We start from the raw sequence: 26251 nt of genomic DNA on the forward strand, positions 1-26251 counted from the left end.
ACGACATGACTTTCCAGCAACCGCATCCGCCTGCCGACGAAAACCAGGCGGGCCAGGCTGTTCCTGCCCTGTCACTGCGCGGGCTCGCCAAGCGCTTCGGCGACAAGATCGCCGTCGACGGCATCAGCCTGGACGTTCCGGCGGGTTCCTTCTACGGGATCGTCGGCCCGAACGGCGCCGGCAAAACCACCATGCTCTCGATGGCCACCGGACTGCTGCGGCCCGATTTCGGCGCGGCGTTCGTGCACGGCGTGGATGTCTGGAAGCAGCCGCTGGAGGCCAAGAAGCTGATGGGCATCCTCCCGGACGGCGTCCGGCTCTTCGACCGGCTGACCGGCGAGCAACTGGTCAGCTACGCCGGCCTGCTGCGCGGCATGGACAAGGACGTGGTGGCCACACGCGTCAGGGAACTGCTCGCCGCCCTGGACCTGGGCCCGGATGGCGGAACGCTGGTGGTGGACTACTCCGCCGGCATGACCAAGAAAATCGCCCTCGCCTCGGCGCTGATCCACGCGCCCCGGCTGCTGGTGCTGGACGAGCCATTCGAGTCCGTGGACCCCGTCTCGGCCGCCAACATCCGGGACATCCTGGACCGTTATGTGGCCTCCGGCGGCACCGTCATTGTCTCCAGCCACGTCATGGACCTGGTCCAGCGGATGTGCGACCACGTCGCCGTCGTCGCCGCCGGGCGGGTCCTCGCCGCCGGCACGGTGGACGCCGTCCGCGCGGGAGAGACCCTCGAGGACCGCTTCGTCCAGCTGGTCGGCGGCCGCAACCACACGGAGGGGCTGGAATGGTTGCGCACCTTCTGAGGCTCAAGCTGGCACTGCTGCGCAACAGCGTCCGGCGCAGTCCGTGGCAGCTGGTGGGCCTTGGCATCGGCACGCTGTACGCGCTGGGGCTCGTGGCGCTCGGCATCACCGGGCTGGTGTTCCTCCGCGGAGCGGATGCCGGCGTGGCGCAGACCGTCGTCGTGCTCGGCGGTGCCGCGGCGCTGCTGGGCTGGGCCGTCGTCCCGGTCGCTGCCTCCGCCGCCGACCTGACCCTGGACCCGGCACGGTTCACCACCTTCGCCGTGCCGATGCCGCAGTTGCTGGCCGGGCTGGCCCTCGGCGGGCTGATCGGAATCCCGGGCACGGCGACCACACTGGTGGCACTGGGCACCGTCGGGACCTGGTCCCGGAGCCTTCCCGGCGCGGCGGGCGCCCTGGCAGGGGCGGTCCTCGGGGTGCTGAGCTGCATTGTGCTGTCCAAAGTGGTCACCACGGCCACCGCGGGGCTGGCGAGTTCCCGCCGGTTCAAGGATGCCAGCGCCGTCATTTTCCTGATTCCGCTGGTCCTGATGGGACCGATTGTTGCGGGTGTGTCCGAAGGGATTGCAAGCTCCGGGGACTTCCTGGCCGGACTTGCCCGGACGCTGTCCTGGACCCCGGCCGGTGCCGCGTGGTCCCTTGGCGGCGACCTTGCCGCGGGGAGCTACGGCGCCGCGGCCATCAAATTCCTGATCGCGCTTGCCACGCTGGCAGGGCTCGTGCTGTGCTGGAAGCTCCTGCTGCAGCGGGCGCTCGTGACGGCGCCCTATGCCGGCGCGTCCAGGAAGAGAGCCGGCGGGCTGGGCTTCTTCGGACTGTTCCCGGCGACACCGACGGGCGCGGTCGCGGCTCGGTGCCTGAGTTACTGGCTCCGGGATCCCCGGTACTCGGGTTCCCTCGTCGTCGTGCCGCTGCTGCCCGTGCTGTTCCTGTTCCAGGCCACCCAGACCGGGTCCTACGGAATGCTCCTCTTCGTCGGTCCGCTCACCGCGTTCCTGCTTGCCTGGTCGATCTCAACAGATGTCTCCTACGACAACACCGCCTTCGCGCTGCACCTCTCCACGGGAGTGAGGGGGGTCCACGACCGGCTGGGCCGTGCCGTGGCGTGCCTGGTCTTTGCCCTGCCGGTGGTGCTGGCGCTGTCCGTCCTGCCGTTCCTGCTCGGCGCGGACTGGCAGCTGTTGCCCGGTGTGCTCGGGCTGTCCCTCGGTGTGCTGTTCAGCGGGATGGGGCTGTCCTCGGTGCTATCGGCGCGCTACACCGCCGCGGTGCCGCTGCCCGGGGACAGCCCCTTCAAGAAGCCGCCCGGCAATGTGGCACAGACCATGGCGGTGCAGTTCGGCGGCATGGGGGTACTCCTGCTGCTTGTGGTCCCCGAAACGGCGCTGCTGGTGGCACAGTTCGTCACGGGCAGCGCCCTGCCCGGCTGGATCAACCTGGTCCTCGGCCCGCTCCTGGGGCTGGCGTTGTTTACCGCCGGGGTCCGGCTGGGCGGTAAATGGCTCGACGCCCGGGGGCCGGAACTGCTGGCCCAGCTGGCCGTCAACCGCTGACCCGCACGCTGTGGCCGGGACTGGGATACCCTGCCCCTAAGGCACATCAGGCAACGGGCAACGGGCAACGGGCAACGCAAAGGCAAAGGCAGGGCCATGGAAGTCGTCATTCTCTCCGGCAGCAAGCCGGTTGCCGCCCTCGCGGCGGATGCAATCGAGGTGCTGCTCCGGCGCAGGCCCGGGACCGTCCTGGGCCTGGCAACCGGTTCATCCCCGCTGCCGCTCTACGACGAACTGGCGCTGCGGCACGAACGGGACGGCCTGGACTTCAGCCAGGTGCGCGGCTTCGCCCTCGACGAGTATGTGGGCCTGCCGCCCGGCCACCCGGAGTCCTACCGTGAGGTGCTCAGGCGTGAATTCACCGAGCGCGTGAATATCGGTCCGGCGAATGTCCGTGGGCCGGACGGCTCGGCGGCGGACATCCCTGCCGCCTGCCGGTCCTTCGAGGACGCCCTGCGCGGGGCCGGGGGAGTGGACCTGCAGCTGCTGGGCGTCGGCACCGACGGCCACATCGGATTCAACGAGCCCGGTTCGTCCCTTGCCTCCCGGACCCGGATCAAGACCCTGATCGAGCAGACACGCCGGGACAACACACGGTTCTTCGGGAGCCTGGCCAAGGTTCCGCACCACGTCCTTACGCAGGGACTGGGAACCATCCTGGAGGCCCGCCATGTGATCCTCATCGCCACCGGCGCGCAGAAGGCACAGGCGGTCCGCGACCTCGTGGAAGGACCGGTCGCCGCCATCTGTCCGGCTTCCGTGCTGCAGCTGCACCCGCACGCCACGATCCTGCTCGACGAGGCGGCGGCTTCGTCGCTGCGGCTCGCCGACTACTACCGGCACAGCTACGAGAACAAGCCGTCGTGGCAGGGGCTGTAGGTCACCTTTTTTGCCGCTTCGCTGCCATGCCGCCGCCCGTCCGTCGCACCGCCGTCCGATCCAGCGGCTAAGATGGGTCTCATGAACAGCATGACCGATCCCCTCGAAAACGACCCGATGCGCGAGCTCTCCGGAGCCGGGACGTCGACGGCCACGATCGAGCGCGAGGAGCTGCGCCAGGAAGTCGAACCCGGTGACCGGGAACGCTTCTCGCACTATGTCCGCAAGGAAAAGATCATGGAATCGGCGCTGTCCGGCGATCCTGTCATCGCCCTGTGCGGCAAGGTCTGGACTCCGGGCCGCGATCCGAAGAAGTTCCCCGTCTGCCCGGAATGCAAAGAGGTCTATGAGGGCCTCCGAGCCGGCGGCGACGGCGGCAAGGGCTCCGGCGACAAATAGCGCGGCCAGGCACAGCGGCGACGCCCGGGCCCCTGCGCGTTCCCGCGCCCCGTCTTTCCCGCGTGCCGCGGTGCGCCGGGGACTCCTGTTCTCCCGGTGAATGATGCCCGGCCCATGCTGGCCGGTGATTGCTTACGGTTCATCCGAAAAGATTGGTGTTTTTGTGCTTAATTGGGTTTCTCCGGCAGCGGCAGCAGTGCACGGAATGGGGGCACCTAAGTGACAGAGACACTCTTTGGCGGACCCGTGCTTCCTCCCGCGTATCCCGAGCGGGCAGCCTGGGGCACCGCGCCGAAGCTCCGTGCCTGGCAGCAGGAAGCCCTGGACAGTTACTTCACCTCCCACCCCAAGGACTTCCTTGCGGTAGCCACGCCCGGCGCCGGCAAAACCACCTTCGCGCTCCGGGTGGCCTCCATGCTGATCGAGGCCAACATCGTTAACCGCATCACCATCGTGGCGCCCACGGACCACCTGAAGCGGCAGTGGGCCGACGCCGCCGCCAAGGTGGGCATCGCCATCGATCCGAACTTCAAGAACGCCGACGGCCAGCACGGCCGCGGCTTCATCGGCGTCGCGGTCACCTACGCGCAGGTGGCGAGCAAGCCGATGCTGCACCGGGCCAAGACCGAGGCCGCCCGCACCCTGGTCATCCTCGACGAAATCCACCACGGCGGCGAGGCCCTGTCGTGGGGTGACGGGCTCCGCGAAGCCTTCGAACCCGCGGCACGCAGGCTCTCGCTGACGGGTACGCCGTTCCGTTCCGACACCTCACCGATCCCTTTCGTGGAATACGCGCAGGACCGGGACGGAATCCGCCGGTCCAAGGCGGACTACACCTACGGCTACGGCAATGCGCTCCGGGACCACGTGGTCCGTCCCGTCATGTTCATGGCCTACTCCGGCCAGATGCGCTGGCGCACCAGCGCCGGCGAGGAGATGGCGGCCTCGCTCGGCGAATCGGCGGTCACCAAGGACGTCACCTCGCAGGCCTGGCGGACCGCGCTGAACCCCACGGGTGCATGGATCCCGGCGGTCCTTGCCGGGGCGGACAAGCGCCTCAGCGAGGTGCGCCGGACCGTCCCCGACGCCGGCGGGCTGGTCATCGCGACCGACCACGACGACGCGCGCGCCTACGCCGGCCAGCTGAAGAGGATCACGGGCGAGTCGCCCACGGTGATTCTCTCCGACGATGCGAAGGCCTCCAGCAAGATCGAGGAGTTCACCGCCAGCGAGAAGCGCTGGATGGTGGCCGTGCGGATGGTCTCCGAAGGTGTGGACGTGCCCCGGCTCTCCGTTGGTGTGTATGCGACCTCTATCGCCACTCCGCTGTTCTTCGCCCAGGCCGTCGGGCGTTTTGTGCGTGCCCGGAAACGCGGCGAGACGGCGTCGGTCTTCCTGCCCTCCGTGCCGCAGCTGATGGCGCTGGCGAACTCCATGGAGGCCGAGCGGGACCACGCCCTGGACCGCCCGGAGAAGGAGGACGCTGACGGCCTCTTCAACCCGGAGGACTCGCTCATGGACGAGGCGAACCGCGAGGAGAAAGCTTCCGATTCGCTGACGAAGGGCAAGTTTGAGGCCCTGGATTCGCAGGCCTCCTTTGACCGCGTGCTGTTCGACGGCGGCGAGTTCGGCACCGGCGGCGAGGTGGGCTCCGAGGACGAGCTGGACTTCCTCGGGATTCCCGGCCTGCTTGACGCCGAACAGGTCGGCACGCTGCTGCGCCAGCGACAGCACGAGCAGCTCAGCCGCAAGAACGCGCGCGCCCCGCAGGGTGCGGCGGCTGCTGCAGCTGCAGCTGCTGCTGCGGTGCCGGCCGTGCCGGACCACCGCATGCTGATGGACCTGCGCACCGAACTGGCGAAGAACGTCGCCGCCTGGTCCGCGCGCACGGGCACGCCGCACGGCGTCATCCACACCAAGCTCAGGACGGTCTGCGGCGGCCCGGCGGTGGCCCAGGCCAACGAGGAGCAGCTGCAGACCCGGTTGCGGAAACTTCAGGACTGGTTCATCGGCCGGAAGTAGCTGCCGGGACACTACGGGACACTACGGGACACTAAAGGGACCGGAGCCTGGACTGTTCCGGTCCAGGCTCCGGTCCCTAGGTGCAGGACTGTCGCAGCCGCAGGCGTGCCTTACTGGCCGCCCGCGCCGCAGAGTTCGGTGAGGGTCTGGCCGGCAGCGGTGTAGCTGCCCCGCATCCCCTCGAGCTTGGCGGAGTCCGGAGTTTCCTTGGCCGACTCGTCCAGGAATTCGATGATGGAGAGCAGCGGAGCCTGCAGTTCCTCGGGCGCGGCGGCCTCAATGGGCCGGAGCCGGTTGGCAAGGCGGACCATCCCCGCCTTGTCCTCTTGGGACGTCGGACCCGCGCCGACGGTCTGGATCCGGGCGCAGGTTTCGGCAGTGGTGTCTTGCGGGGCAGGCGAGCAGCCGGCAGCGCCGAGCAGGGCCCCGGCAACGATCAGGACGGTCAGGGTCTTCTTCATGGTGTACTCCGGGGTTCTTACGGGTCAGACGATACTGGCAGGGATTTCGAGTCTACAGACGCTCAGGCGATGTCGACCCCACCGAATTCCATCTCCGCGATTGCGTCGTCAAGATCCTCGGCGACCCCCGCCGTGAGATCCCGCAGCACGGTCACGGAGTAGCCGGCCTGCACCCCGTCCAGCGCGGTCGCCTTGACACAATGGTCGGTGGCGATCCCGACGACCACAACCTCCTCGACGTCGTGGCTCTGCAGCCAGTCGTCAAGCCCGATCGCATCCTCGCCAGCGGCGACATCACTGCCGGCAAAATCACTGTCGGTGTCGGTGTCGGTGTCGGTGTCGGCGTCGCTGGCCGCGCTGCCGGGAGAACCTCCGGCCACCGGCATGGCGCCGGGCTTCCGCTCCCCGGAGGGAACGGCGTCTTCCGGCGCGAGCAGCCCCTCAAAGCCCGAGTAGGCAGCGGTGTACTGGCCCTTGCGGAAGTAGGCCTGGATGTATTCGGTGTCGAGGTCCGGGTGGAGCTCGGCCCCGCGGGTTCCGGCCACGCAGTGCTTCGGCCAGCGCTCGACGAAGTCCGGGTCGCCCGAGAAGTGCGCGCCCGGATCGATATGCCAGTCCTGGGTGGCCACAATGTGGTCAAACTGTCCGTGGTGGGCGTCAACGTACTCGCTGATGGCTCCGGCGAGCTCCGCCCCGCCCTCAACGGCCAGGGAGCCGCCTTCGCAGAAATCGTTCTGGACGTCGACGATGATCAGGGCGCGGGACATCAGTTCTCCTCGTAGATGGTGGGGATGGCTGCTTCGCCGCGCTGCAGCCGGTTGACGACAGCGGGAAGCTCCTTCATGGTGTCCGCGTGGCGCTGGCGTGCGCGGAGCACACCCTCCGCACCGGTCCAGCCGGGCAGGAGTTCGCCGTTCTTGACGAACTGCTGCAGCAGCGGCCGGTCATTGCCGTCGTCGTCCGGGCGGTGTCCGACGCCGACGATCTCCTGCGTGGCCGTGCCGCGCTCATTGAGCTTGCGGAGCGCGAACTTGCGCCCGCCCTTGCTGGTCTTGTTCTTGGCGGCCTTGGCAACGGAAACGAAGTCGCCGCCGTCGTCCGTCCGGCTGACCAGCTTGTAGACCATGCTGGCCGTCGGGGCGCCGGAACCGGTCACGAGGGAGGTGCCGACACCATAGGAGTCCACCGGGGCGGACTGCAGGGCGGCGATGGCGAACTCGTCGAGGTCGGAGGTCACGATGATGCGGGTCCGCTCGTTGCCCAGCTCGTCCAGGAGCCGGCGCACCCACTGTGCCTGTGCCACCAGGTCGCCGGAATCCAGACGCACCGCACCGAGCTTGCCGCCGGCGAGTTCGACGGCGGTGCGCACCGCCGTCTCGACGTCGTAGGTGTCCACCAGCAGCGCGGTGCCGGCGCCCATCGAGGCGATCTGCGCCTCGAAGGCCTCGCGCTCGGTGTCGTGCAGCAGGGTGAAGGAGTGCGCGGCCGTGCCCACGGTCTTGAGCCCGTAGCGCAGGCCTGCCTCCAGGTTCGAGGTGCTGTCGAAGCCGGCGATGATGGCGGCGCGGGCGGCGGACACGGCGGATTCCTCCTGGGTGCGGCGCGAACCCATCTCCACGCAGGGGCGGCTGCCGGCCGCGGTGATCATGCGCGAGGCCGCCGAGGCGATGGCGCTGTCGTGGTTGAGGATCGAAAGGATGTAGGTCTCGAGGATGCAGGCCTCGGCGAAGGTGGATTCGACGATGAGGATAGGGGAGTTAGGGAAGTACGCTTCGCCCTCCGCATAGCCCCAGATATCGCCGGAGAAGGAGAATCCGGCCAGATAGTCCAGGGTCTCCTCGTTGACCACGTTGGTGCGGCGGAGGAAATCGATTTCGATGTCGCCAAAACGGAAGTCCGCGATGCCCTCCAGCAGCCGGCCGGTGCCGCCCACAATGCCGTAGCGGCGCCCGTCCGGCAGGCGCCGGGCGAAGGCCTCGAACACTGACTTGCGGTGGGCGGCGCCGGAATGCAGCGCGGCCTGCAGCATGGTCAGCTCGTAATGATCGGTGTACAGGGACGTGCGGGGACGGTCCCAGCCAGCTGATGAACTCACAAATTCACTCTAGTGCGCATCCCCATAGAATGGACAGATGACCCTCAGCATTGCGCTCGGCCCTGACACCCGGGAGAGCACCCAGACCGGAACAGTGACGTCGACAGATGTCCTGTCCGCCCCGGACATCCCTTGGAACCTCGTGATCTGGAACGATCCGGTGAACCTGATGAGCTACGTGAGCTACGTGTTCCGCAGCTACTTCGGCTATTCCGAGTCCAAGGCGAACAAACTCATGCTCGAAGTCCACAAGAAGGGGCGCTCCATCGTGGCGCACGGCAGCAAGGAGCAGGTGGAGCAGCACGCGGTCGCGATGCACGGCTACGGCCTCTGGGCCACGGTGGAAAAGGCCACCGGCGGCGGCTCCGGCGGCGCCGGATCAAGCGGAGGATCAGGCAAGGGCAAAGGAAAACGTGGCTAAGGCATTCAAGAACGGCATCAAGGGCATCACCGGCTACCTGGAACCGGCCGAACGGGAACTGCTGCGCAGCCTCTTCGACGACGTCGTGTCCATGCTCGAGCCGGAGGAACGCGCCAACCAGGACCCCCTCGCCGCGCTCGTCGGACTCGACGCCGAGGCCCGCGAACCCTCGGACCGTGCCCTGCGCCGGCTGCTCCCGAACGTCTCGAAGACCGACGACGCCGCCTCGCTGGAGTTCCGCCGGTACACCGAGCGGTCGCTGCGTGAAAGCAAGATCGGCGCGTTGAAGGCCGCGTCCCTGGGGCTGGACAAGGACGAGCTGGTCCTGACCGCCGCCGACGCGCGGCACTGGTCCATGGCGCTCAACGATGTCCGGCTGGTGCTGGCCGAACGCCTGGACATCCGCGACGACGAGGACGCCGGTCACGTGCACCTCATGCAGGACTGGTCCCAGGCCGAGGACGTCGACAGTTACCTGGCCCTGGTCTACAACTTCACCACCTGGCTGCAGGAGTCCCTGGTCCAGGCGATGCTGCAGTCGCTGGAGACGTAAACCGGGGGAACCGTATCTGCCCCGAAATCGCCGGTAACGTGGCGAATCGCCGGAAGGTCGGTATATATCAAGCTGTTGGTGACAGCTGGTTGGTTTCTTTGTAGTTGATGCCGGCGAATCCGGGGCCGCACGGGGGCGATGAACCCCGGCAGCGGCCCGGACGCCCGCCGGGCCTTGAGGATCGTTATAGCCGTGTAGCTTCGGTGCCGCCCTGCGGGAGATGGCAGGACCCCGGGGCGGCGTGTGACACATTCGACATGCGTCCGAGGTCACAATGGGATGGCCGCACCCCCGGCAAAGCCCTATCCTCGAATAATCATGACTTCAGTATCACGCATGGATCCGGCAGCGGGAGCTGTTGCGGATTCCCCAGCGAGCAACCGCGCCAGCAGACAGACCGCCACACGGATGGGATCGCGTCCCATCGGTGTGTTTGATTCCGGCGTCGGCGGACTCACCGTGGCCCGGTCCATCATCGACCAGCTGCCAAACGAATCCATCCTCTACGTCGGCGACACGGCCAACGGCCCCTACGGTCCGCTCCCCATCGCCGAGGTCCGGGCCAATGCCCTGGGCGTGATGGACGAGCTGGTGGACTCCGGCGTGAAGCTGCTGACCATCGCGTGCAACTCGGCGTCCGCCGCTGTGCTGCGCGACGCCCGGGAACGCTACACGGCCCGCTACGGGATCCCCGTCATCGAAGTGATCCAGCCGGCCGTGCGCCGCGCCGTCGCCGCCACCCGCAGCGGCCGGGTCGGGGTGATCGGCACCTCGGCCACCATCGGCTCCCGCGCCTACGAGGACACCTTCGCCGCCGCCCCGGACCTGCGCATCACCTCCGCGGCCTGCCCCGCCTTCGTTCCCTACGTCGAGGCCGGCATCACCACCGGGCCGGAACTGCTCGCCGTCGCCCGCGAATACCTGGAGCCGCTCCGGGCCGCCGGGGTGGACACTGTGGTGCTGGGCTGCACGCACTATCCGCTGCTCACCGGCGTCATTTCTTTCGTGCTGGGGGAGGACGTCACGCTCGTCTCCAGCGCCGAGGAGACAGCCAAGGACGTCTACCGGGCTCTGGCCTCCCGCGGCCTGGAACGGACCGACGCCACGGCGCCGTCCCACGACTTCATCGCTACGGGGGACGCCGCACAGTTCGAGCACCTCGCCCGGCGCTTCCTCGGACCCGAGGTGCTCAGCGTCCGCCACGTGGACCACGTCGCGGCCCAGTACCCCACGGGCAGCCTGGCCCGGATCACGCCGGAAATGATCGCCGCCGCGCAGGCCGGCGCGGTCCGCCCCCGGATCTCCAACTTCGTGGGCGGATCCGCAGGCGGGGGACCACTGCTGTGAAGCTGACCATCGTGGGCTGTACCGGATCCTTTCCGGGGCCGGGCTCGCCGGCGTCGTGCTATCTGCTGACCGGCAGCGACGGCGGGCGGAACTGGAAGATCGTCCTGGACCTTGGCAGCGGGGCACTCGGCGCCATCCAGCGGTACACGGACCTTGAGGACATTGACGCGATCTTCCTCACCCACCTGCATCCGGACCACTGCATGGACCTGTGCGGGCTCCACGTCGCGGTGCGCTGGAAGCCCGGCGGCTGGGGACGGGGCAGGATCCCGGTCTGGGGGCCCGCCGCCACCGCCGACCGGATGGCCACCGCCTACGGCCTGGAACTGGACCCGGGCATGCATGAGGAATTCGACTTCAGCAACTGGTCCGAGCGCAAACCGGTGACCATGGGCCCGTTCACGGTGACCCCGTACGCCGTGAACCACCCGGTGGAGGAGGCGTATGCGCTCCGCGTGGAGGTCACGGAACCGGACAGGGACGGCAACCCCGTCACCCGGGTGCTGAGCTATTCGGGCGACACCGACTCCTGCAGCGGGCTCGAGGACGCGGCCCGCGGCGCTGACCTGTTCCTCTGCGAGGCGGCGTTCGAGGAAGGCCGCGACGACGGCATCAAGGACGTGCACATGACCGGCAAACGGGCCGGGGAGGCCGCCCTCGCCGCCGGTGCCCGGCGGTTGCTGTTGACCCACATCCCGGTCTGGACGTCCCCGACCACCGTTATGGCCGAAGCCAAGGGTGTCTTCGGCCAGCACGTGGCCGTGGCCGTGGCAGGCGTGCACTACACGGTTTGAGCCGACGCCTTTGGTACGGGACGGCTCCGGACGGGCCGGGTGTGCTCTGCCGGCCCGGTAAGGGTCGATAAGCTGGTGGCATGACTTCCGAAGCCCTGACTGCCCCCCTCATCCGTGCCGATGGCCGTACCCCCGATCAGCTCCGTCCGATCAGCATCACCCGCGGCTGGTCCAAGCAGGCCGAAGGATCGGCCCTGATCGAGTTCGGCAACACCCGGGTGCTGTGCACCGCGTCCCTCACCGAGGGCGTCCCGCGCTGGCTCAAGGGCGAGGGCCGCGGCTGGGTCACGGCCGAATACGCCATGCTCCCGCGCGCCACCAACACCCGCTCCGACCGCGAGTCCGTCAAGGGCAAAATCGGCGGCCGCACCCACGAGATCTCCCGGCTGATCGGCCGCTCGCTGCGTTCGATCATCGACACCAAGGCCCTCGGCGAAATCACCATCGTGCTGGACTGCGATGTCCTGCAGGCCGACGGCGGAACCCGCACCGCCGCCATCACGGGCGCCTACGTGGCGCTGGCCGATGCCATCCGCTTCGCCCGCGAGAACAAGATGATCCCCCGCAACGCCCAGCCCCTGGTCGACACGATCGCCGCCGTCTCCGTGGGCATCATCGACGGCGTCCCGATGCTGGACCTGCCCTACGTGGAGGACGTCCGGGCCGAGACCGACATGAACGTCGTCGTCACCGGTTCCGGGAAATTCGTCGAAGTCCAGGGCACCGCCGAGGGCGCCCCCTTTGACCGCGATGAGCTCAACAAACTGCTGGACCTCGCGCTGATGGGCACCGGGCAGCTCGCCGCCATCCAGCGCGAAACCCTGGCGGAAGCCCCGTGACAGGGGGCGCATCCCAGCAGGGCGCCACACCCGTGCTGGTGCTCGCCACCCACAACCAGGGCAAGCTCCGGGAACTTCGTGAACTGCTGCGCGGTCAGGTTCCCGGGCTCGACGTCGACACCCAGGTGGTGGATGCGGGTGCGGTGGGCGCCCCCGACGTCGCCGAAACCGGCGTGACCTTCGCCGAGAATTCGCTGCTCAAGGCGCGCGCGGTGGCGCAGGCGACCGGGCTCGTGGCGATCGCCGACGACTCCGGCCTCGCCGTGGATGTTCTCGGCGGGGCGCCCGGCATTTTTTCGGCCCGCTGGGCCGGCCGCCACGGGGACGACGCCGCCAACCTGAGGCTGCTGCTGGACCAGTTGGCAGACGTTCCCGACGAGTACCGCGGCGCCGCGTTTGTCTGCGCCGCGGCGCTGTCAGTCCCTGGTTCTGCCCCCGGCGAGGGCCGGGAAGCCGTGGAGTACGGGCAGCTCGAAGGGACGCTGCTGCGCGAACCGCGCGGGGCCGGCGGCTTCGGCTACGACCCGGTGCTGCAACCCAGCGGTCTGGACCGCAGCTGCGCGGAACTGAGCCCGGCGGAGAAGAACGCCATCAGCCACCGGGGGCACGCATTCCGGGCGCTGCTCCCGGCGATCGTGGAGGCGCTGTCCGGGAGGTAGCCCGGTCCGCGGCAACACGTGCGTCAACAACGGAAGGCGCCCCGCACTGTGGGGCGCCTTCCGTTGGGCTGTTGTGTCCGGACAGCCCGTCCGGAACGGGAGTTACGGGGTCTTGCGTTCCTCTTCGGGTTCGTGCTCCTCGATGAACTCCTCGACAATGTCCGTGCCGTACTTCTCGGACTGGCTCTTGGCGATGAAGCCGCGGGCGACCTCAACGCCAATCGGGATCACGGAGACCAGGACGATCATGATGAAGATGATGTCCAGGTTTTCGCGGACCCACGGGAAGGTATCGCCCAGCAGGTAGCCCAGCAGGGTGACGCCGCCGCCCCACAGCACGGCGCCAATGACGTTGAAAACGAAGAACTTGCGCTTGTCCATCTGCGCGACACCCACGATCACCGGGACAAAGGTCCGGATGATCGGCACGAAACGGGCAAGGATCAGGGCCTTGCCGCCGTGCTTCTCGAAAAAGGCGTGGGCGCTCTCCACGTTTTCACGCTTGAAGAGCCGGGAATTCGGCTTGTTAAAGATGGCCGGGCCGGCTTTGGACCCGATCAGGTAGCCGACCTGGTTCCCGATGATGGCCGCGACGATGATCAGGCCGACGAAGGCCCAGATGTTGAACTTGATGGTCCCGGTGGCGACGAGAAGTCCGGCCGTGAACAGCATCGAGTCGCCCGGCAGGAAGAAGCCGATCAGCAGGCCGGTCTCAGCGAAGATGATGCCGCAGACTAACAGCACCACCCAGGGCGCGAGGGCGGGATTGGCCAGGAAGACCTGAGGGTTCAGCCAGTCGGGCAGGAAGGAGGCCAGCTGAGGCTGGACCGGGCCTGCGCCGCCGATCGTGGACACGGCAAAGACGCTCAAAGCTAAAAGGTTCACCCGTCAAGGGTACTTGACGGCCGCCGTCGGGCGCTCCCGGCGGGTGGGCGCAGGGCACGTTATGGCCGCGGCGCGGACGGTCTCATGTGCGCGGCACGGGCACGGGCGCGGCCGTGCGGGGCGGGGCGGAATCCGGCGGTAAAGTTGGAGCGTGGGTTTGGACTTTACGGCGATCGACTTTGAGACCGCGAACGGCTTCCGCGGTTCACCGTGCGCTGTTGGCCTGAGCAAGGTGCGCGGCGGCGTAGTGGTCGAGGAGGCCTCATGGCTGATGCGGCCGCCGGAAAACCACGACCGCTTCGACCACCACAACGTCCGGATCCACGGCATCAGGCCTGAGCAGGTGGCCGGGCTGCCGCGCTTCGGTGAGCTCTTCCCGGAGATCGGCGCTTTCATCGGCGGCGACGTGCTCGCCGCCCACAATGCCGCCTTCGACCTCGGCGTGATCCGCTCCGGCCTTGAGGTTTCGGGACTCCCGGGCCCGGCCTATGACTACGTCTGCACGGTGATGCTCTCCCGCCGCTGCTACTCCCTGGTGTCCAATTCCCTGCCGTACGCTGCCGAGGAAGCCGGCGTTCCGCTGGTCAACCACCACGACGCCGCCGAGGACGCGCGGGCCTGCGCCGGGATCCTCATCGACATTGCCGCGCGCAACGGAGCCGGCAGCATCGCGGAGCTTTTCCTGTCCCTGGGACTGACGGTGTCCCGCCAGCCGGCGTTCGACCCGCTGCGCGACCCGCTGTCCAAGGCCAGCCAGTCAGCCCTGGACGCACTCGCCGGCGGAGGCGCCGCGGCGGCTCCGGTGCGGGCCTACCAGCCGGGCTGGCCGGAAGAAGGCGCCAACCCGCTGCCGAACGCCCTCGCCGAGCCCGGCCACCCGTTGTACGGCCAGACCGTGGTGTTCACCGGCGAACTCGCCATACCCCGTCCCGAGGCGAAGACCCGCTCCGCCGAGCTCGGCGCCAGGCCGGAGAGCCGGGTCACGGCCCGCACCACCGTCCTGGTGGTGGGCGACGGGTTCGTGGCCGCCGACCTGCGCTCCGGCCGCCTCACCGGCAAGGCCCGGCGCGTGCTGGAGCTGCACGAGCGCGGCCAGCGGATCGAGGTCCTCTCGGAGGGCGAATTCCTGCAGATGGTGGGTGGCCACGTCGCCTCCGCCGCGGTTGCCTGACCCTGCCGGCCGGGGCGTCCGTGGTCATACTGCGCAACAAACATTCGGCCCGGGGCAGGCCCGCTCCTAGCCTTGAACGATGAGCAAACTGACCCCGGCACCCGCAACTGCGGCACCCGCAACTGCGGCACCTGCAACTGCGGCACCTGCAACTGCGGCACCTGCAACTGCATTTTCACCTGCACCCAGCGGCGGAATCAGCTGGCGGACGGTCTTTGCGTTCCCGAACCCCGTCAACGAGTACGCGGCCCGCATCACGGCCGGACTGGTGGTGCTGCTGTCCGTGGCGACGCTGCTGGCCGGCATCGGCTGGGGCCTGGCCGTCATTGCCGCTGGGTTCTGGCTGCGCGTCCTGTTCGGCCCGCGGATCTCGCCGCTCGCCCAGCTGTCCGTTAAGGTTTTGACGCCGCTGCTGGGGAAGACCCGGCTGGTCCCGGGCCCGCCGAAGCGCTTCGCCCAGGGCATCGGCGCCGCGGTATCAACCGCCGCCGCCCTCCTGCTCGCCGCGGGGCAGGCGCCGGCCGCCTGGATCCTGCTTACAGTCCTGATCGTCGCCGCGTCGCTGGAAGCGTTCGCGGGCTTCTGCCTCGGCTGCACCATCTTCGGCTTCCTGCAGCGCCGCGGCCTGATCCCCGGGGACGTGTGCGAAGCCTGCAACAACATCCCGCTCCGCCGCGCCTGAGCCGTGGGTCAACCCGCCGGGGCCACTCGCCCCGTGCGCCGGCCGGTACCGGCTCAGGCGCCGGTGACGGCCGCCAGCTGCGACGCCATGCCCCGGATGACCTCCGGGGCCTCCAGCGCTTCGAGCCACTGGGCCGGAAGACAGTCCTCCCCGTAAAACGTGCCCAGGATGTTGCCGGCAATCGACGCGGTGGAGTCGCTGTCGCCGCTGTGGTTCACCGCGACGGCAATGGCTGCGCGGAAGTGGCCCTCCGGGTGCCCGGCAGCCGCCGTCGGATCCGGTTCCGTGGCCAGGACCGCGTACAGCGCGACGGCGAGTGCCTCCTCCGCCACCCACCCTTCGCCGAGCTCGCGGACCAGGTCCTCGGGCTCGAGCACCACGCCGGCGGCGCCAAGCCGGAGGGCGGCCTCCAGCCGGGCGATGACATCCGGATCGGGTTCTTCGCCTATGCGCAGGTGGCCTGCGTTCAGCTGTCCGAGGGCGTAGTCCGCCGCCTCGCGCAGGCCCTGCCCGGCGGTCAGGGCATGGATGAGCAGGCTGAAGATCCCCGCGCTCTGCCGGGCCGCGGGGTGCCCGTGGGTCAGCGAGGCCGCGTCGGCGCTGAGCTTATAGATGGCGTCGGCGGCGATGTAGGGGATGAGGCCGAACGGGGCAGAACGCATCACAGTGCCGCATCCCTTGGAGTCCGGGTTGACCGGGCGGAAGAACGTTCCCATCGCACCGGTGGCCAGTCCGCTCAGGCAGGCGTTGCCGGGGGCGCGGCGATGCTTGAGGACGCCGTGGGAATCGATCCAGCGGGGCGGCTGGAACGGCGCCGCCTCCGGGACCGGAACATCCTGGGTGGCGAGCCAGCGCAGGTACGCGAGCCACAGGCAGGCGTTGGTGTCCGCGGCCACGCCCGAGTTGGCCCACTCCAGTGCCTCCAGCAGCCCGTCCACGGTGTAGAGCGTGAGCTGCGTGTCGTCCGAAAAGTGGCTGCCGCCGTCGAGCGCTGAAAAGTCCTGCAGCCCGTCCGGGCCGAACCGCCCCCGGATGGCGGAGATGTGGTCGAATTCGACGGCGTACCCCAGCGAATCACCCAGCGCGCCGCCCAGCAGGCACCCGTGGATCCGGGATTCGTGCGACGGGGTCGGGGATGGTCCGGGGGCAGGGACGGGCTCGGTGCTCATGACTTAGAATTTTACCCCCCGGCCCCCACCGCCGCGCCCTGACCCCCGGGGTGCCCGGCCGGGACGCTGAGCGCGGTTCCAGCCAACGTCCAGACTCCGCTGGCAGACTGCTCGCTGACCCCAAGCAAAGGAATTCCTGCACATGATCACGCCTGCGTCAGTCCCCGAGTCACCCGGCCGGCCGGCCGCCACCCCCGAACCGGCGCCACCCGGGCTGCTGGGCCGGTTGTCGGCCGAGGCCCTCGGGACCTTCTTCGTGGTGGTTGCCGGCCTGGGCGTTCCGCTGTTCACCATTCCGCAGTCGAACCCGCTCTCCGCCTCACTGGCCGCAGGGCTGGGGATCACGGCCGCGATGCTGGCATTCGGGTACCTCTCGGGCGGGCACTTCAATCCCGCGGTAACGGCAGGAAACGCCATCGCGGGCCGCCTCCGGCTCGCTGACGCCGCGGCGTACGTGGGCGCCCAGCTGGCGGGCGCACTGCTCGCCGGGGTGACGCTCTTCGCGCTTCTCCGCACCGTCCCCAACATCGCCGACACCAGGACCGCCTTTGACACGGTGGCCGCCGGGTTCGGCGAGAATTCCATTATCCAGGTCCCGCTGGCCGGGGTGTTCCTCATTGAGGTGCTCGGCGGCGCCCTGCTGGTGGCCGTCTTCCTGGGCGCCAGCTCGGCCCGGAATCCGTCCCGGCTCGCGGCCCCGTTCGCCGTCGGCCTGACCATGGCGGTGCTCCTGCAGCTCGGCCAGGCGCCCGGCAACACGCCCTTCAACCCGGCGCGCGCCACCGCATCGGCACTCTTCAGCAGCCCCGACGCGCTCGGGCAGCTGTGGCTGTTCTGGGTTGCCCCGCTGGTGGGCGCGGCCCTGGCGGGACTGGTGTTCCGCGGCTTCGCACTCTCGACGCCGGCCGTGGTTCCGGTGCCGGACACGGCTGATGCGGCCGACGCGGCCGACACTGCTGATGCGGCGGGAAAGGTGGGCAGGGACGGTAAGGACGCCCTCCCGGCGAATTCCGACGCGGCCGGGTCCGAGGCCCGCGACTTCTTCGACAAGCGCGGCGAATAGTCCGCATCCCGCGCCGGGTCCCAAACAGCAACGCGGGGTCACTTCCGGCCCATCCCACGCCGCGGGACCGGCCGGAAGTGACCCCGCGTTGCTGTCCCGGTGGCTGTCCCGGTGCGGTGGCGCAATCCTGTCGGTGCCAGCCGATACCGTAGGAACATGCGGTTATTGCACACTTCGGACTGGCATCTGGGCCGGTCGTTCCACGGCGTCGGGATGCTTGATGCCCAGCGCGCGTTCATCGACCAGCTCGTCACCTTCGTCCGGGACGAGGCGGTCGACGTCGTCCTGATCGCCGGCGACGTCTACGACCGCGCCCTGCCCGGAGTCGACGTCGTCCGCCTGCTCGACGACGCCCTGGTGGGCCTGACCGGCGCCGGAGCCCAGGTGGTCCTGACCAGCGGCAACCACGACTCGGCCGTCCGGCTCGGTTTCGCCTCCCGGCTGCTGGAGCGCGGGGGAGTGCACCTGCGCACCCGGCTCACCGAGCTGGACCAGCCCGTGCTGTTCCCGCTCGACGCCGCTGATCCGGACGCCGGACCGGTGCTCGCCGTCTACGGCATTCCCTGGCTGGAACCGCGGCTAGTGGCCGAACAGCTCGGCGTGGACACCGCCAGCCACTTCGAGGTGACCCGGGCCGCCACCGCCCGGATCCGCGCCGACCTTGCAGCCCGGGCCGGAACCCGGACCGTCCATTCCGTGGTGCTCGCGCATACCTTTGCCAGCGGCGGCATCAGTTCCGACAGCGAGCGGGACCTCAGCATCGGCGGCGTCGGCGCTGTCCCCCTGGACCTCTTCGACGGCTTCGGCTACACGGCGCTGGGCCACCTGCACGGCCGGCAGGAACTCACTCCCGCCGTCCGCTACTCCGGTTCGCCGCTCGCGTACTCCTTCTCCGAAGCGCAGCACAAAAAAGGCAGCTGGCTCGTGGACGTCGATGCGGCCGGCGTCGGCGGGGTCCGCGAGGTGCTGTGGGAGGCACCCCGGACCCTGGCCGTGCTGCGCGGAAAACTGGAGGAGCTGCTCCTGGCCGGGGACCACGCCTGGGCCGAATCCGCGTACTGCCAGATCACCCTGACCGACGCCCAGCGCCCGGCGCAGGCGATGGAACGGCTGCGCTCGCGGTTCCCCGACACCCTGGTCCTGGGGTTCGACCCGGAAGGTGCCGGTGCCGCCGCCAAAACCAGCTACAGCAGCAGGCTTGCCGAGGCCGGGGACGACCTGTCCGTCTGCTGCGGTTTCCTGGAACATGTCCGGGGCCGGTCCGCCGACGACGGTGAGGCCGCGGTCCTCGCCGAAGCCCTGGAATCCGTGCGCCTGGAAGGAATGTCGCTGTGAGGATCCACCGTCTCGAGATTTCCGCGTTCGGACCGTTCGCCGCCACCGAACACATCGATTTCGACCGGCTGAGCGCCCACGGGCTGTTCCTGCTGAACGGTCCCACGGGGGCCGGCAAGACCAGCGTCCTGGACGCCATCTGCTTCGCGCTCTATGGTTCCGTGCCCGGGGCGCGGCAGGACGGCAAACGGCTGCGCAGCGACCACGCCGAGGCCGCGGCCGAGCCCCGCGTCACGTGCGAGTTCTCCGCCCGCGGTCGGCACTTCGAAGTCTCCCGTTCCCCCGCCTGGGACAAACCCAGCGCAAGGGGCCGGAACGGGTTCACCGTGCAACAGGCCAACACACTGCTCCGCGAACGGGTCGACGGCGAATGGATCGAAAAGTCCGGCCGCAACGATGAAGCCGGCGCCGAGATCACCGACGTCCTCGGCATGAACCGGGACCAGTTCACCCGCGTGGTGATGCTCCCGCAGGGCGAATTCGCCGCCTTCCTTCGCTCCAAGGCCGCCGACCGCCTTGAGCTGCTGCAGAGCCTCTTCGGCACCCAGCGTTTCGAGGCTGTGGAACAGGAACTCGGCCGGAAGGCCCAGGCTGCCCGCGCCGAGGTCGCCGGCCTCAACAATCAGCTCGAGCTCCTGCTCGCCCAGGCGGAAGCCGAAACGGCCACGCTGGAGCTCGACACAGCAGCTGCCCCGGACCGGGCCGACCCGGACACCTTCCTCTCCTGGCTCCAGGTGCAGGCCGGCACCGCCGCGGGGCAGCGCCGCGCCGCCGCGCTGGAGGCCGAGGGGCTGCGCGCCGGCCGCCTGGCCGCCCGGGACACCGCGACAGCCCGTGCCGCCCGCCAGGCCAAGCTGGCCGCAGCCGAACGCCGGCGCTCCGGGGCTGAGGCCGCAGCCCCGGCGGCCGCCAGGAGCGGACAGCTGGGGCTGCACCGCCGGGCCGAAGTCCTCAGCGGCCAACTGCATGCGGTGGAGAGCGCGGGCACGGCCGAGGGCCTGGCCGCGGCTGCCATGGCCGCTGCCGCGGAAGAACTGCGCACCGCCGCCCTCACCGACCCTGAACTCGCCGCGCTTCGGAACGACACCCCGGACGGTGTCCCGGGCCCAGAGTCCGGAGGCTCCCTCAGCAGCGCCGGCGGCGCTGGGAGCTCCACCTGCGACGGCTCCACCGACGACGGGGACGACTTGCGCTCTGCGCTGCGCGGACTGCGATCACTGCGCGCGGTGCTGGACGAGCGGCTGCCCGACGAAGCCAGGCTCACCGGACTTCGGAGCCGCACGACCGAACTGCGCCTCAACCAGGCGCAGCTGCAGGAGGGACTGACCTCCGGGGCTGCTGCCCTGGCCGCCCTGCGCCAGGAATCCGACGCACTGATCGCCGGGTTGCGTCCGCTCGAAGAACTCGCCGCCGAAGTGCAGTTACGGACGAAAGAAGCAGCCGCCGCGGAGGAACTGCTGATCCTGGTCCGGCGCTACGCCGCTGCAGAGACGGATTGCGGAGCCGTCGCCGAACGCCACGGCCACGCCCGGGAGGACTACCAGGACCGCCGCCAGCGCTGGCTCGATCTCCGCGAGGAACGGCTGGCCAACGCTGCCGCCGAACTCGCGTCCCAGCTGCAGCCCGGCGTCCCGTGTGCCGTGTGCGGCAGCCCCGAACACCCGGCGCCTGCCCCGGCCGCGGCCTCCGCCCTGACCGTGGCCGAGGCCGAGGAAGCCGCGCAGCAGGCCTGCGAGGTGGCGGAAGCCGCGCTGGCGGCGCTTGACCGCGAACTCTCCGAGGCCCAGCAGGCCGTCGCCGTGCTGGCGGCCCAGGGCGGCAACACCGCGCCCGAGGACGCCGCCCTTGAGGCCTCCCTCGCCAGGGAACGTGCCGCCGAGGCGCGCCGCGGGGCCGCGGAACTTGCCGCCAGCCGCGCACGGCACACCGAACTGGAAGAGGAGATGGCCGGCGCCGAACGGGACCAGGCGGCCGCGGCGGCAGGCATCGCCCAGACCGGATCCACCCTCACGGAAGTCCGGGAGCAGGCCGGCTCCCTCGAACTGGCCCTCGACAAACTCCGGGCGGGCCACCCGGTCCTGGCCGATCGCATCGCGGCGCTGGATGGCACCGCCGCCGTACTGGAACGCGCTGATGCGGCGAGGTCACGGCTGGAACAGGCCACGGCCCGGTCCGCGGAGGCCCGGCTGCAGCTGGAGCTGGCGCTTCCGGGCACCGGCTTCGAGTCCGGGGACGCGGCCCGGGCGGTGCTGCTTCCGGCCGCGGACGCCGCGGCACTGCAAGCCGCCGTCCGCGCCGGACAGGACGAAGCGGCCCGGATCGAGGAACTCTTCGCCAGCGAGGAACTTGTGCTCGCGGCACAGGAGCTGGAAACGGAAGGGCCCCTCGTCGAGGGGCTCGTGGAACAGCTTCGCGCAGACGCCGCTGCGGCGGAACGCTCAGCCCGGGACGCGGACCTCGCAGCCGGCCTGGTGGAAAAAACCGTGCAAACCCTGGGCGCCATCGCCGCCGACTACGCGCAGCGTGCGGCATCCGGCCGGAAACCGCGCGAACGGGCGCAGCTGCTGACCGCCGTCGCCGATGCGGCCCGCGGCGCGGGGGAGAACAACTACCGCATGAGCCTGAACAGCTATGTGCTCGCCGCAAGGCTCGAACAGGTGGCTGTGGCGGCCTCGGAACGGCTGATCGGGATGAGCGACGGCCGCTATACCCTGCAGCACACCGACGCCAGGGCGGCCCGCAACGCGAAATCCGGCCTCGGCCTGGAGGTGGTGGACCAGTGGACCGGGCAGCGGCGCGACACCGCAACGCTGTCCGGCGGCGAGTCCTTTATGGCTTCGCTCGCGCTGGCCTTGGGGCTGGCGGATGTGGTGCAGCAGGAATCCGGCGGTGTGGACATCGAGACGCTGTTCGTGGACGAGGGCTTCGGCAGCCTCGACGAACAGGCCCTCGAACAGGTGATGGACGCCCTGGAGGGGCTCCGGGACGGCGGGCGCGTCGTCGGCCTGGTGAGCCATGTCGGGGAAATGAAACAGCGCATCAGCACCCAGCTCCAGGTGGTCAAGGGACGGAACGGTTCCACCCTGCACATTTCCGACGACGCCCCGGTCTGACCCGCGGGCAGGCGCGGCAGGCGCGGCCGGCGCGGCCGCCGGGGCCCGCGCCAACGGGTACATCGGCGGCTACAATGAGGGAGTTACCGGGTCGCGCGCATCGGGAGGAGGGACGATGCGCACCCTTGAACGAACCCGGAATCATGACCTCTTCAACGCCCTCCCCGGCACCCGCTTCCGCGGTGCCCCACTGTCCTCAAAGCGGTGCAGCCCTTGCCGGGCCCGCCGCTGCGCCGGGACCCGCTCCCGCTCCGCCGGAACGGCGCACCCACGGGCGGTACGCCCGGCTGCCGGTGCTGGCCGGCCGCAGCTTCATCCCGATTGGGATCTTCGCCCGGCTCCCGCTCGCAATGCTCACCGTCGGGGCCCTCACCCTGGTCACCGCCGTCACCGGCTCCTACGCAGCCGGCGGCATGTCGGCCGGCGCGGTAGGCATCGGCTCGGCGCTCGGCGCCCCGATCCTCGGCGCACTGGCGGACCGGCGTGGCCAACGCCCCGTGCTGGTCTTCGCCGCCGTCTTCAACACCGCTGCGGTTATCGCACTGATCCTCGCCGCCTACCTGGTCCGCGGTGGACAGGACCCTGCGGCCAATCTCCCGGTCCTGGCGGCCGCCTTCGTGGCCGGTGCCAGCTGCCCGCAGGTGGGACCGCTGGCGCGGGTCCGCTGGATGGCACTGACTTCCCGCGGCGGGAGCAACGCCCACCCCGCGGACCTGGACACGGCCCTGTCCTACGAAAGCACCGCCGACGAACTGACCTTCGTGCTGGGCCCGGCCCTGGTGGGAATTCTCGCCAGCCTGATCGCGCCGTGGCTGCCGCTGGCCCTCGCCGCGGCCCTGACCATCACGCTCGTTCCGGCCTTTGCCGTGCACCCTACGCATCATGCGGTGGTCCGGACGCCAGCGCGGACAGTGGCCGGTGCCGCCCGTGAAAAACAGCGCCGGGCGTCCCTCCCGGCCGGCCAGCGCGCGGGCGCCTTCGCCGCCGTCGCCCTTCCCGTGCTGGCCATGGTCTGCATGGGCACGTTCTTCGGCGCCACCCAGACATCGCTGAGTGCCTTTTCGGCCAGCTTCGCCACCTCCGAGGTGGCCGGGCTGCTCTACGCGGTGATGGGGCTGAGCTCCGCTGCGGCGGCCCTGTCGGTGGCGTACTGGTCCCGGCGGTTCACGGCCAATGCCCGCTGGCTGGCCTGCGCGGCGCTGATGGCAGGACTGGCGCTGTTGCTGTTGCTGCCCTCAACGGCGCTTCCCATGGTCCTCGTGCTCCTGGTCCTGGGCCTCCCGGTGGGGCCGCTGATGGTCACGGTCTTCGCGATCGGCGGACTTGCCGCCCCGGCCGGGAAACTCGGCACGGTCATGACCGCGCTGGCGAGCGGCATCGTGGCCGGCACCGCGATCGGCTCGTCCATCGCGGGGCAGCTGGCGCAGCACCAGGGCTACTCCACGGCGTTCCTCGTGCCGGTGTGCGCCGCCGCGGCCCTGTTCCTGCTGGGAGCGGCAGCCGCCGTCGTCCTCCACCGGCGGAACAGGACGGCGGCCGCCGGCTGACCCTGAAGCACCCGCTGATGCCCTGTCACTTGTGGTTGCTTTGACCGCCTGAGAAGGACTGTAAGTGATAGGGCAACGGGGGCCAACCGGACGGAATCGCCGATGCGCGGCTGCGTCGGCTAGGCACCGAATTTCGGGGTGTGGACGGTGCCGAGGGTGATGTGGACGGCCTGCTGGTCGGTGTAGAAGTCGATGGAGCGGTAGCCGCCCTCGTGGCCGAGGCCGGAGGACTTGACCCCGCCGAACGGGGTGCGCAGGTCCCGGACGTTGTGGCTGTTGAGCCAGACCATGCCGGCCTCGACGCTTTGGGCGAAGTTGTGCGCCCGGGTGAGGTTCTGGGTCCAGATGTAGGCGGCCAGGCCGTACTTGGTGTTGTTCGCCAGGGCGAGGGCTTCGGCGTCGGAATCGAACGGGGTGATCGCGACGACGGGTCCGAAGATCTCCTCCTGGAAGATCCGGGCGTCCGGGGCGACGTCGGCGAACACGGTGGGCGCGATGTAGTTGCCCTCGGGGAGGTGCTCCGGGCGGCCGCCGCCGGCGAGCAGCCGGCCCTCGGACTTGCCGATCTCCACGTAGGAGGCCACCTTGGCGTAGTGCTCGGGGTGGACCAGGGCGCCGACCTCGGTTGTGGGGTCGTGCGGGTCACCGACCACGATGTTCTTGGCGCGGGCGGCGTATTTGTCGCAGAATTCCTCGTACACGGCGCGCTCCACCAGGATCCGGGACCCGGCGGTGCAGCGTTCGCCGTTGAGGGAGAAGACCCCGAACAGGGCCGAGTCGATCGCGGCGTCGAGGTCGGCGTCGGCGAACACCACGCACGGGCTCTTGCCGCCGAGTTCCATGGACAGGGCCTTGAGGTTCTCCGCGGCGTTGCGGAAGATGGTCTGCCCGGTGGTGGTTTCGCCGGTGAAGGAGATCAGCGGGACGTCCGGGTGCTTGACCAGGGCGTCGCCGGCTTCCTCGCCGAGGCCGTTGACGAGGTTGAACACCCCGTCGGGCAGGCCGGCGTCCTTGAAGATCTGTGCCCAGAGCGAGGCGGAGAGCGGGGTGAATTCGGCGGGTTTGAGGACCACGGTGTTGCCGGTCGCCAGGGCGGGGGCCAGCTTCCAGGACTCGAGCATGAACGGGGTGTTCCAGGGTGTGATGAGGCCGGCGACCCCGATCGGCTTGCGGTTCACGTAGTTGATCTGGGCGCCGGGGACCTTCATGGCGTCGTCGAACTGGGCGACAATGAGGTCCGCGAAGAAGCGGAAGTTCTCCGCCGCGCGCAGGGCCTGGCCCCTGGCCTGGGTGATCGGCAGGCCGGTGTCGAAGGTCTCCAGCTCGGCGAGGCGTGACTCCTGGGCCTCGACGGCGTCGGCGATCCTGTTCAGGATCCGGGCGCGTTCGCGCGGCTTCATCCCCGGCCACGGCCCGGTGGTGAAGGCCTTGCGGGCGGCCGCGACGGCGAGGTCGATGTCCTCTTTCTGGCCGGCGGCGGCGGTGGCGTAGGTGGTGTTGGACACCGGGTCCAGCACGTCGAAGGTCCTGCCGCTGACCGAGTCGACGAACTCGCCGTCGATGTAGTGCTGGATACGCGTCGGAAGGTCGTCCGGAATGTAGTGCTCAGCCATCACATCTCCTCATTGAGTATGAAATCGTATACGATACAAACTGCCCGAGACGGGGCGACTTGTCAAGCATTCCCGGCAGGAGCTTCCTCGGCCGCAGTGGAGTGCCCGCCGGCTGTCAGCCCAGCTGGCTCTCGATGCGACGGGCGCTGGCGGCCAGGGCCGCGGCGACCTCCTCGGGGTCCTGCGCGGCGCGGATATACACAACGGCGAGAGCCGCCGGACGCCCGCCCGGAACCCGGATCGGTACGGCCAGCGAGGAGACGCCGGAGATGACCTCGTCATGGCTGGCGGCATAACCCCGGCGGCGCGCCTCGGCCGCTTCGGCCCGGTACGGGATGCCTGGGGCTGCGGCGGCCCATTCCTCGTCAGACAACGCCGACTGGATCGCGATGCCGGGGGCGCCGGCGCTGATCGGATGCCGGGAGCCTGGATGCTGGACGACGGTGGCACCGGTATGGCGCGGATCCACGGTGACTAGCGTGACGCATTCCGCCTGGTCCCAGACGGCAACGAAGGCGCTCATCATCAGCGCATTGGCGAGCTGGGTGAGCTCCGGCAGTGCCGCCGTCTGCAGGTTCCGCGACACCCCCCGGGCCAGAACAGCAAGGCCGGGGCCGGGCTGGACCCGGCCGCCGTCGTCGCGCACCAGCAAGGAGTGGTCTTCAAGGGTGCGCAGGATGCGGTAGGCCACGGAGCGGTGCACTCCCATGGCGTCGGCCAGTTCGGCGATGGTGAGCGGGTGCTGGGCGTCGGCCAGGATTTCGAGGGCGCGGATGCCGCGCGACAACGTCTGGGACGGTGAAGCCTGGGCGCTGCCGGCGGTCGGGGTCATTTGTCCA

General features: G+C 69.6%; 24 protein-coding genes. 17 read left to right on the forward strand and 7 right to left on the reverse strand.

Translation table 11 applies throughout. The features are described 5' to 3' along the window. Nucleotides 1-5 precede the first annotated feature (5 nt). The 5 genes from ACZYX4_RS03620 (at nucleotide 6) to ACZYX4_RS03640 (ending at nucleotide 5665) form a co-directional block, all read left to right on the forward strand. The gene (locus ACZYX4_RS03620; RefSeq protein WP_463873733.1) at nucleotides 6-812 is read left to right on the forward strand and encodes an ABC transporter ATP-binding protein; all 807 of its coding nucleotides are present in this window, start codon (nucleotides 6-8) and stop codon (nucleotides 810-812) included. Continuing rightward, nucleotides 794-2365, forward strand: coding sequence for a transporter (locus tag ACZYX4_RS03625; protein ID WP_463873736.1), 1572 nt, complete (start codon nucleotides 794-796; stop codon nucleotides 2363-2365). The genes ACZYX4_RS03620 and ACZYX4_RS03625 overlap by 19 nt, the downstream gene beginning before the upstream one ends. Nucleotides 2366-2461: 96 nt before the next feature. Continuing rightward, on the forward strand, nucleotides 2462-3244 hold the full coding sequence (gene nagB / locus ACZYX4_RS03630) for a glucosamine-6-phosphate deaminase (protein WP_463873737.1): 783 nt from the start codon (nucleotides 2462-2464) through the stop codon (nucleotides 3242-3244). Between the two features lie 90 nt (nucleotides 3245-3334). Beyond that, complete coding sequence (locus ACZYX4_RS03635; protein WP_463873950.1) at nucleotides 3335-3643, forward strand: DUF3039 domain-containing protein; 309 nt, start codon at nucleotides 3335-3337, stop codon at nucleotides 3641-3643. A 219-nt stretch (nucleotides 3644-3862) separates the two neighbouring features. Continuing rightward, entirely contained in the window at nucleotides 3863-5665 is a 1803-nt protein-coding gene (locus tag ACZYX4_RS03640) for a DEAD/DEAH box helicase (protein WP_463873738.1), read from the forward strand. A 110-nt stretch (nucleotides 5666-5775) separates the two neighbouring features. Here ACZYX4_RS03640 and ACZYX4_RS03645 read toward each other — a convergent pair whose 3' ends face one another. The 3 genes from ACZYX4_RS03645 to ACZYX4_RS03655 all read right to left on the reverse strand — a co-directional run bounded on the left by ACZYX4_RS03645 (nucleotide 5776) and on the right by ACZYX4_RS03655 (nucleotide 8221). Next, nucleotides 5776-6126: a hypothetical protein gene (locus ACZYX4_RS03645; RefSeq protein WP_463873740.1), complete on the reverse strand. Its 351-nt coding sequence runs from the start codon at nucleotides 6124-6126 to the stop codon at nucleotides 5776-5778. 62 nt (nucleotides 6127-6188) lie between these two features. Then, nucleotides 6189-6893: an isochorismatase family protein gene (locus tag ACZYX4_RS03650; RefSeq protein WP_463873741.1), complete on the reverse strand. Its 705-nt coding sequence runs from the start codon at nucleotides 6891-6893 to the stop codon at nucleotides 6189-6191. Beyond that, nucleotides 6893-8221: a nicotinate phosphoribosyltransferase gene (locus ACZYX4_RS03655; protein ID WP_463873743.1), complete on the reverse strand. Its 1329-nt coding sequence runs from the start codon at nucleotides 8219-8221 to the stop codon at nucleotides 6893-6895. The genes ACZYX4_RS03650 and ACZYX4_RS03655 overlap by 1 nt, the downstream gene beginning before the upstream one ends. Nucleotides 8222-8258: 37 nt before the next feature. Here ACZYX4_RS03655 and clpS point away from each other — a divergent pair, with 37 nt between their 5' ends. The 6 genes from clpS to rdgB all read left to right on the forward strand — a co-directional run bounded on the left by clpS (nucleotide 8259) and on the right by rdgB (nucleotide 12834). Further along, nucleotides 8259-8642: an ATP-dependent Clp protease adapter ClpS gene (gene clpS / locus ACZYX4_RS03660; RefSeq protein ID WP_463873744.1), complete on the forward strand. Its 384-nt coding sequence runs from the start codon at nucleotides 8259-8261 to the stop codon at nucleotides 8640-8642. After that, the gene (locus ACZYX4_RS03665; protein WP_463873746.1) at nucleotides 8635-9195 is read left to right on the forward strand and encodes a DUF2017 domain-containing protein; all 561 of its coding nucleotides are present in this window, start codon (nucleotides 8635-8637) and stop codon (nucleotides 9193-9195) included. The genes clpS and ACZYX4_RS03665 overlap by 8 nt, the downstream gene beginning before the upstream one ends. Before the next feature lie 336 nt (nucleotides 9196-9531). Further along, the gene (gene murI, locus ACZYX4_RS03670) at nucleotides 9532-10542 is read left to right on the forward strand and encodes a glutamate racemase (RefSeq protein WP_463873951.1); all 1011 of its coding nucleotides are present in this window, start codon (nucleotides 9532-9534) and stop codon (nucleotides 10540-10542) included. Beyond that, entirely contained in the window at nucleotides 10539-11336 is a 798-nt protein-coding gene (locus tag ACZYX4_RS03675; protein WP_463873748.1) for an MBL fold metallo-hydrolase, read from the forward strand. Before murI ends, ACZYX4_RS03675 begins: the two co-directional genes overlap by 4 nt. A gap of 80 nt (nucleotides 11337-11416) precedes the next feature. Further along, nucleotides 11417-12175, forward strand: a complete 759-nt coding sequence (rph, locus tag ACZYX4_RS03680) for a ribonuclease PH (RefSeq protein ID WP_463873750.1) — start codon at nucleotides 11417-11419, stop codon at nucleotides 12173-12175. Continuing rightward, nucleotides 12172-12834 carry an RdgB/HAM1 family non-canonical purine NTP pyrophosphatase gene (rdgB, locus tag ACZYX4_RS03685; protein ID WP_463873751.1) on the forward strand — a complete coding sequence of 221 codons (663 nt, stop codon included), beginning with the start codon at nucleotides 12172-12174 and terminating at the stop codon, nucleotides 12832-12834. The genes rph and rdgB overlap by 4 nt, the downstream gene beginning before the upstream one ends. 102 nt (nucleotides 12835-12936) lie before the next feature. Here rdgB and ACZYX4_RS03690 read toward each other — a convergent pair whose 3' ends face one another. Continuing rightward, nucleotides 12937-13704 carry a VTT domain-containing protein gene (locus tag ACZYX4_RS03690; RefSeq protein ID WP_463873953.1) on the reverse strand — a complete coding sequence of 256 codons (768 nt, stop codon included), beginning with the start codon at nucleotides 13702-13704 and terminating at the stop codon, nucleotides 12937-12939. Nucleotides 13705-13870: 166 nt separating this feature from the next. Here ACZYX4_RS03690 and ACZYX4_RS03695 point away from each other — a divergent pair, with 166 nt between their 5' ends. Together ACZYX4_RS03695 and ACZYX4_RS03700 are read left to right on the forward strand one after the other, a co-directional pair. Then, on the forward strand, nucleotides 13871-14890 hold the full coding sequence (locus tag ACZYX4_RS03695; RefSeq protein WP_463873752.1) for a 3'-5' exonuclease: 1020 nt from the start codon (nucleotides 13871-13873) through the stop codon (nucleotides 14888-14890). 79 nt (nucleotides 14891-14969) lie between these two features. Continuing rightward, on the forward strand, nucleotides 14970-15572 hold the full coding sequence (locus ACZYX4_RS03700; protein WP_463873753.1) for a DUF4395 domain-containing protein: 603 nt from the start codon (nucleotides 14970-14972) through the stop codon (nucleotides 15570-15572). Nucleotides 15573-15625: 53 nt separating this feature from the next. Here ACZYX4_RS03700 and ACZYX4_RS03705 read toward each other — a convergent pair whose 3' ends face one another. Beyond that, nucleotides 15626-16741: an ADP-ribosylglycohydrolase family protein gene (locus ACZYX4_RS03705; protein WP_463873755.1), complete on the reverse strand. Its 1116-nt coding sequence runs from the start codon at nucleotides 16739-16741 to the stop codon at nucleotides 15626-15628. A gap of 142 nt (nucleotides 16742-16883) precedes the next feature. Here ACZYX4_RS03705 and ACZYX4_RS03710 point away from each other — a divergent pair, with 142 nt between their 5' ends. The 4 genes from ACZYX4_RS03710 to ACZYX4_RS03725 all read left to right on the forward strand — a co-directional run bounded on the left by ACZYX4_RS03710 (nucleotide 16884) and on the right by ACZYX4_RS03725 (nucleotide 23799). Then, the gene (locus ACZYX4_RS03710; RefSeq protein ID WP_463873757.1) at nucleotides 16884-17804 is read left to right on the forward strand and encodes an MIP/aquaporin family protein; all 921 of its coding nucleotides are present in this window, start codon (nucleotides 16884-16886) and stop codon (nucleotides 17802-17804) included. A 156-nt stretch (nucleotides 17805-17960) separates the two neighbouring features. Continuing rightward, on the forward strand, nucleotides 17961-19139 hold the full coding sequence (locus tag ACZYX4_RS03715; RefSeq protein ID WP_463873758.1) for an exonuclease SbcCD subunit D: 1179 nt from the start codon (nucleotides 17961-17963) through the stop codon (nucleotides 19137-19139). After that, nucleotides 19136-22252, forward strand: a complete 3117-nt coding sequence (locus tag ACZYX4_RS03720) for an AAA family ATPase (RefSeq protein WP_463873760.1) — start codon at nucleotides 19136-19138, stop codon at nucleotides 22250-22252. Before ACZYX4_RS03715 ends, ACZYX4_RS03720 begins: the two co-directional genes overlap by 4 nt. A 143-nt stretch (nucleotides 22253-22395) precedes the next feature. Then, a complete protein-coding gene (locus ACZYX4_RS03725) occupies nucleotides 22396-23799 on the forward strand; it encodes an MFS transporter (protein WP_463873761.1) in 1404 nt (467 codons plus the stop codon). 119 nt (nucleotides 23800-23918) lie between these two features. On the opposite strand, the gene hpaE is transcribed toward ACZYX4_RS03725, so the two are convergent. Further along, a complete protein-coding gene (gene hpaE, locus ACZYX4_RS03730; RefSeq protein ID WP_463873763.1) occupies nucleotides 23919-25412 on the reverse strand; it encodes a 5-carboxymethyl-2-hydroxymuconate semialdehyde dehydrogenase in 1494 nt (497 codons plus the stop codon). Nucleotides 25413-25527: 115 nt separating this feature from the next. Further along, on the reverse strand, nucleotides 25528-26244 hold the full coding sequence (locus tag ACZYX4_RS03735; protein ID WP_463873765.1) for an IclR family transcriptional regulator: 717 nt from the start codon (nucleotides 26242-26244) through the stop codon (nucleotides 25528-25530). Nucleotides 26245-26251: the final 7 nt, after the last annotated feature.

It is taken from the genome of Pseudarthrobacter leeuwenhoeki (assembly GCF_055412885.1).

Coding starts and splice junctions, on each gene's coding strand:
- clpS (WP_463873744.1), top strand. CDS start 8,259: ATGACCCTCAGCATTGCGCTCGGCCCTGACACCCGGGAGAGCACCCAG.
- ACZYX4_RS03625 (WP_463873736.1), top strand. CDS start 794: ATGGTTGCGCACCTTCTGAGGCTCAAGCTGGCACTGCTGCGCAACAGC.
- murI (WP_463873951.1), top strand. CDS start 9,532: ATGGATCCGGCAGCGGGAGCTGTTGCGGATTCCCCAGCGAGCAACCGC.
- hpaE (WP_463873763.1), bottom strand. CDS start 25,412: ATGGCTGAGCACTACATTCCGGACGACCTTCCGACGCGTATCCAGCAC.
- ACZYX4_RS03620 (WP_463873733.1), top strand. CDS start 6: ATGACTTTCCAGCAACCGCATCCGCCTGCCGACGAAAACCAGGCGGGC.
- nagB (WP_463873737.1), top strand. CDS start 2,462: ATGGAAGTCGTCATTCTCTCCGGCAGCAAGCCGGTTGCCGCCCTCGCG.
- ACZYX4_RS03650 (WP_463873741.1), bottom strand. CDS start 6,893: ATGTCCCGCGCCCTGATCATCGTCGACGTCCAGAACGATTTCTGCGAA.
- ACZYX4_RS03710 (WP_463873757.1), top strand. CDS start 16,884: ATGATCACGCCTGCGTCAGTCCCCGAGTCACCCGGCCGGCCGGCCGCC.
- ACZYX4_RS03735 (WP_463873765.1), bottom strand. CDS start 26,244: ATGACCCCGACCGCCGGCAGCGCCCAGGCTTCACCGTCCCAGACGTTG.
- ACZYX4_RS03700 (WP_463873753.1), top strand. CDS start 14,970: ATGAGCAAACTGACCCCGGCACCCGCAACTGCGGCACCCGCAACTGCG.
- ACZYX4_RS03635 (WP_463873950.1), top strand. CDS start 3,335: ATGACCGATCCCCTCGAAAACGACCCGATGCGCGAGCTCTCCGGAGCC.
- ACZYX4_RS03725 (WP_463873761.1), top strand. CDS start 22,396: ATGACCTCTTCAACGCCCTCCCCGGCACCCGCTTCCGCGGTGCCCCAC.
- rph (WP_463873750.1), top strand. CDS start 11,417: ATGACTTCCGAAGCCCTGACTGCCCCCCTCATCCGTGCCGATGGCCGT.
- ACZYX4_RS03715 (WP_463873758.1), top strand. CDS start 17,961: ATGCGGTTATTGCACACTTCGGACTGGCATCTGGGCCGGTCGTTCCAC.
- ACZYX4_RS03645 (WP_463873740.1), bottom strand. CDS start 6,126: ATGAAGAAGACCCTGACCGTCCTGATCGTTGCCGGGGCCCTGCTCGGC.
- ACZYX4_RS03705 (WP_463873755.1), bottom strand. CDS start 16,741: ATGAGCACCGAGCCCGTCCCTGCCCCCGGACCATCCCCGACCCCGTCG.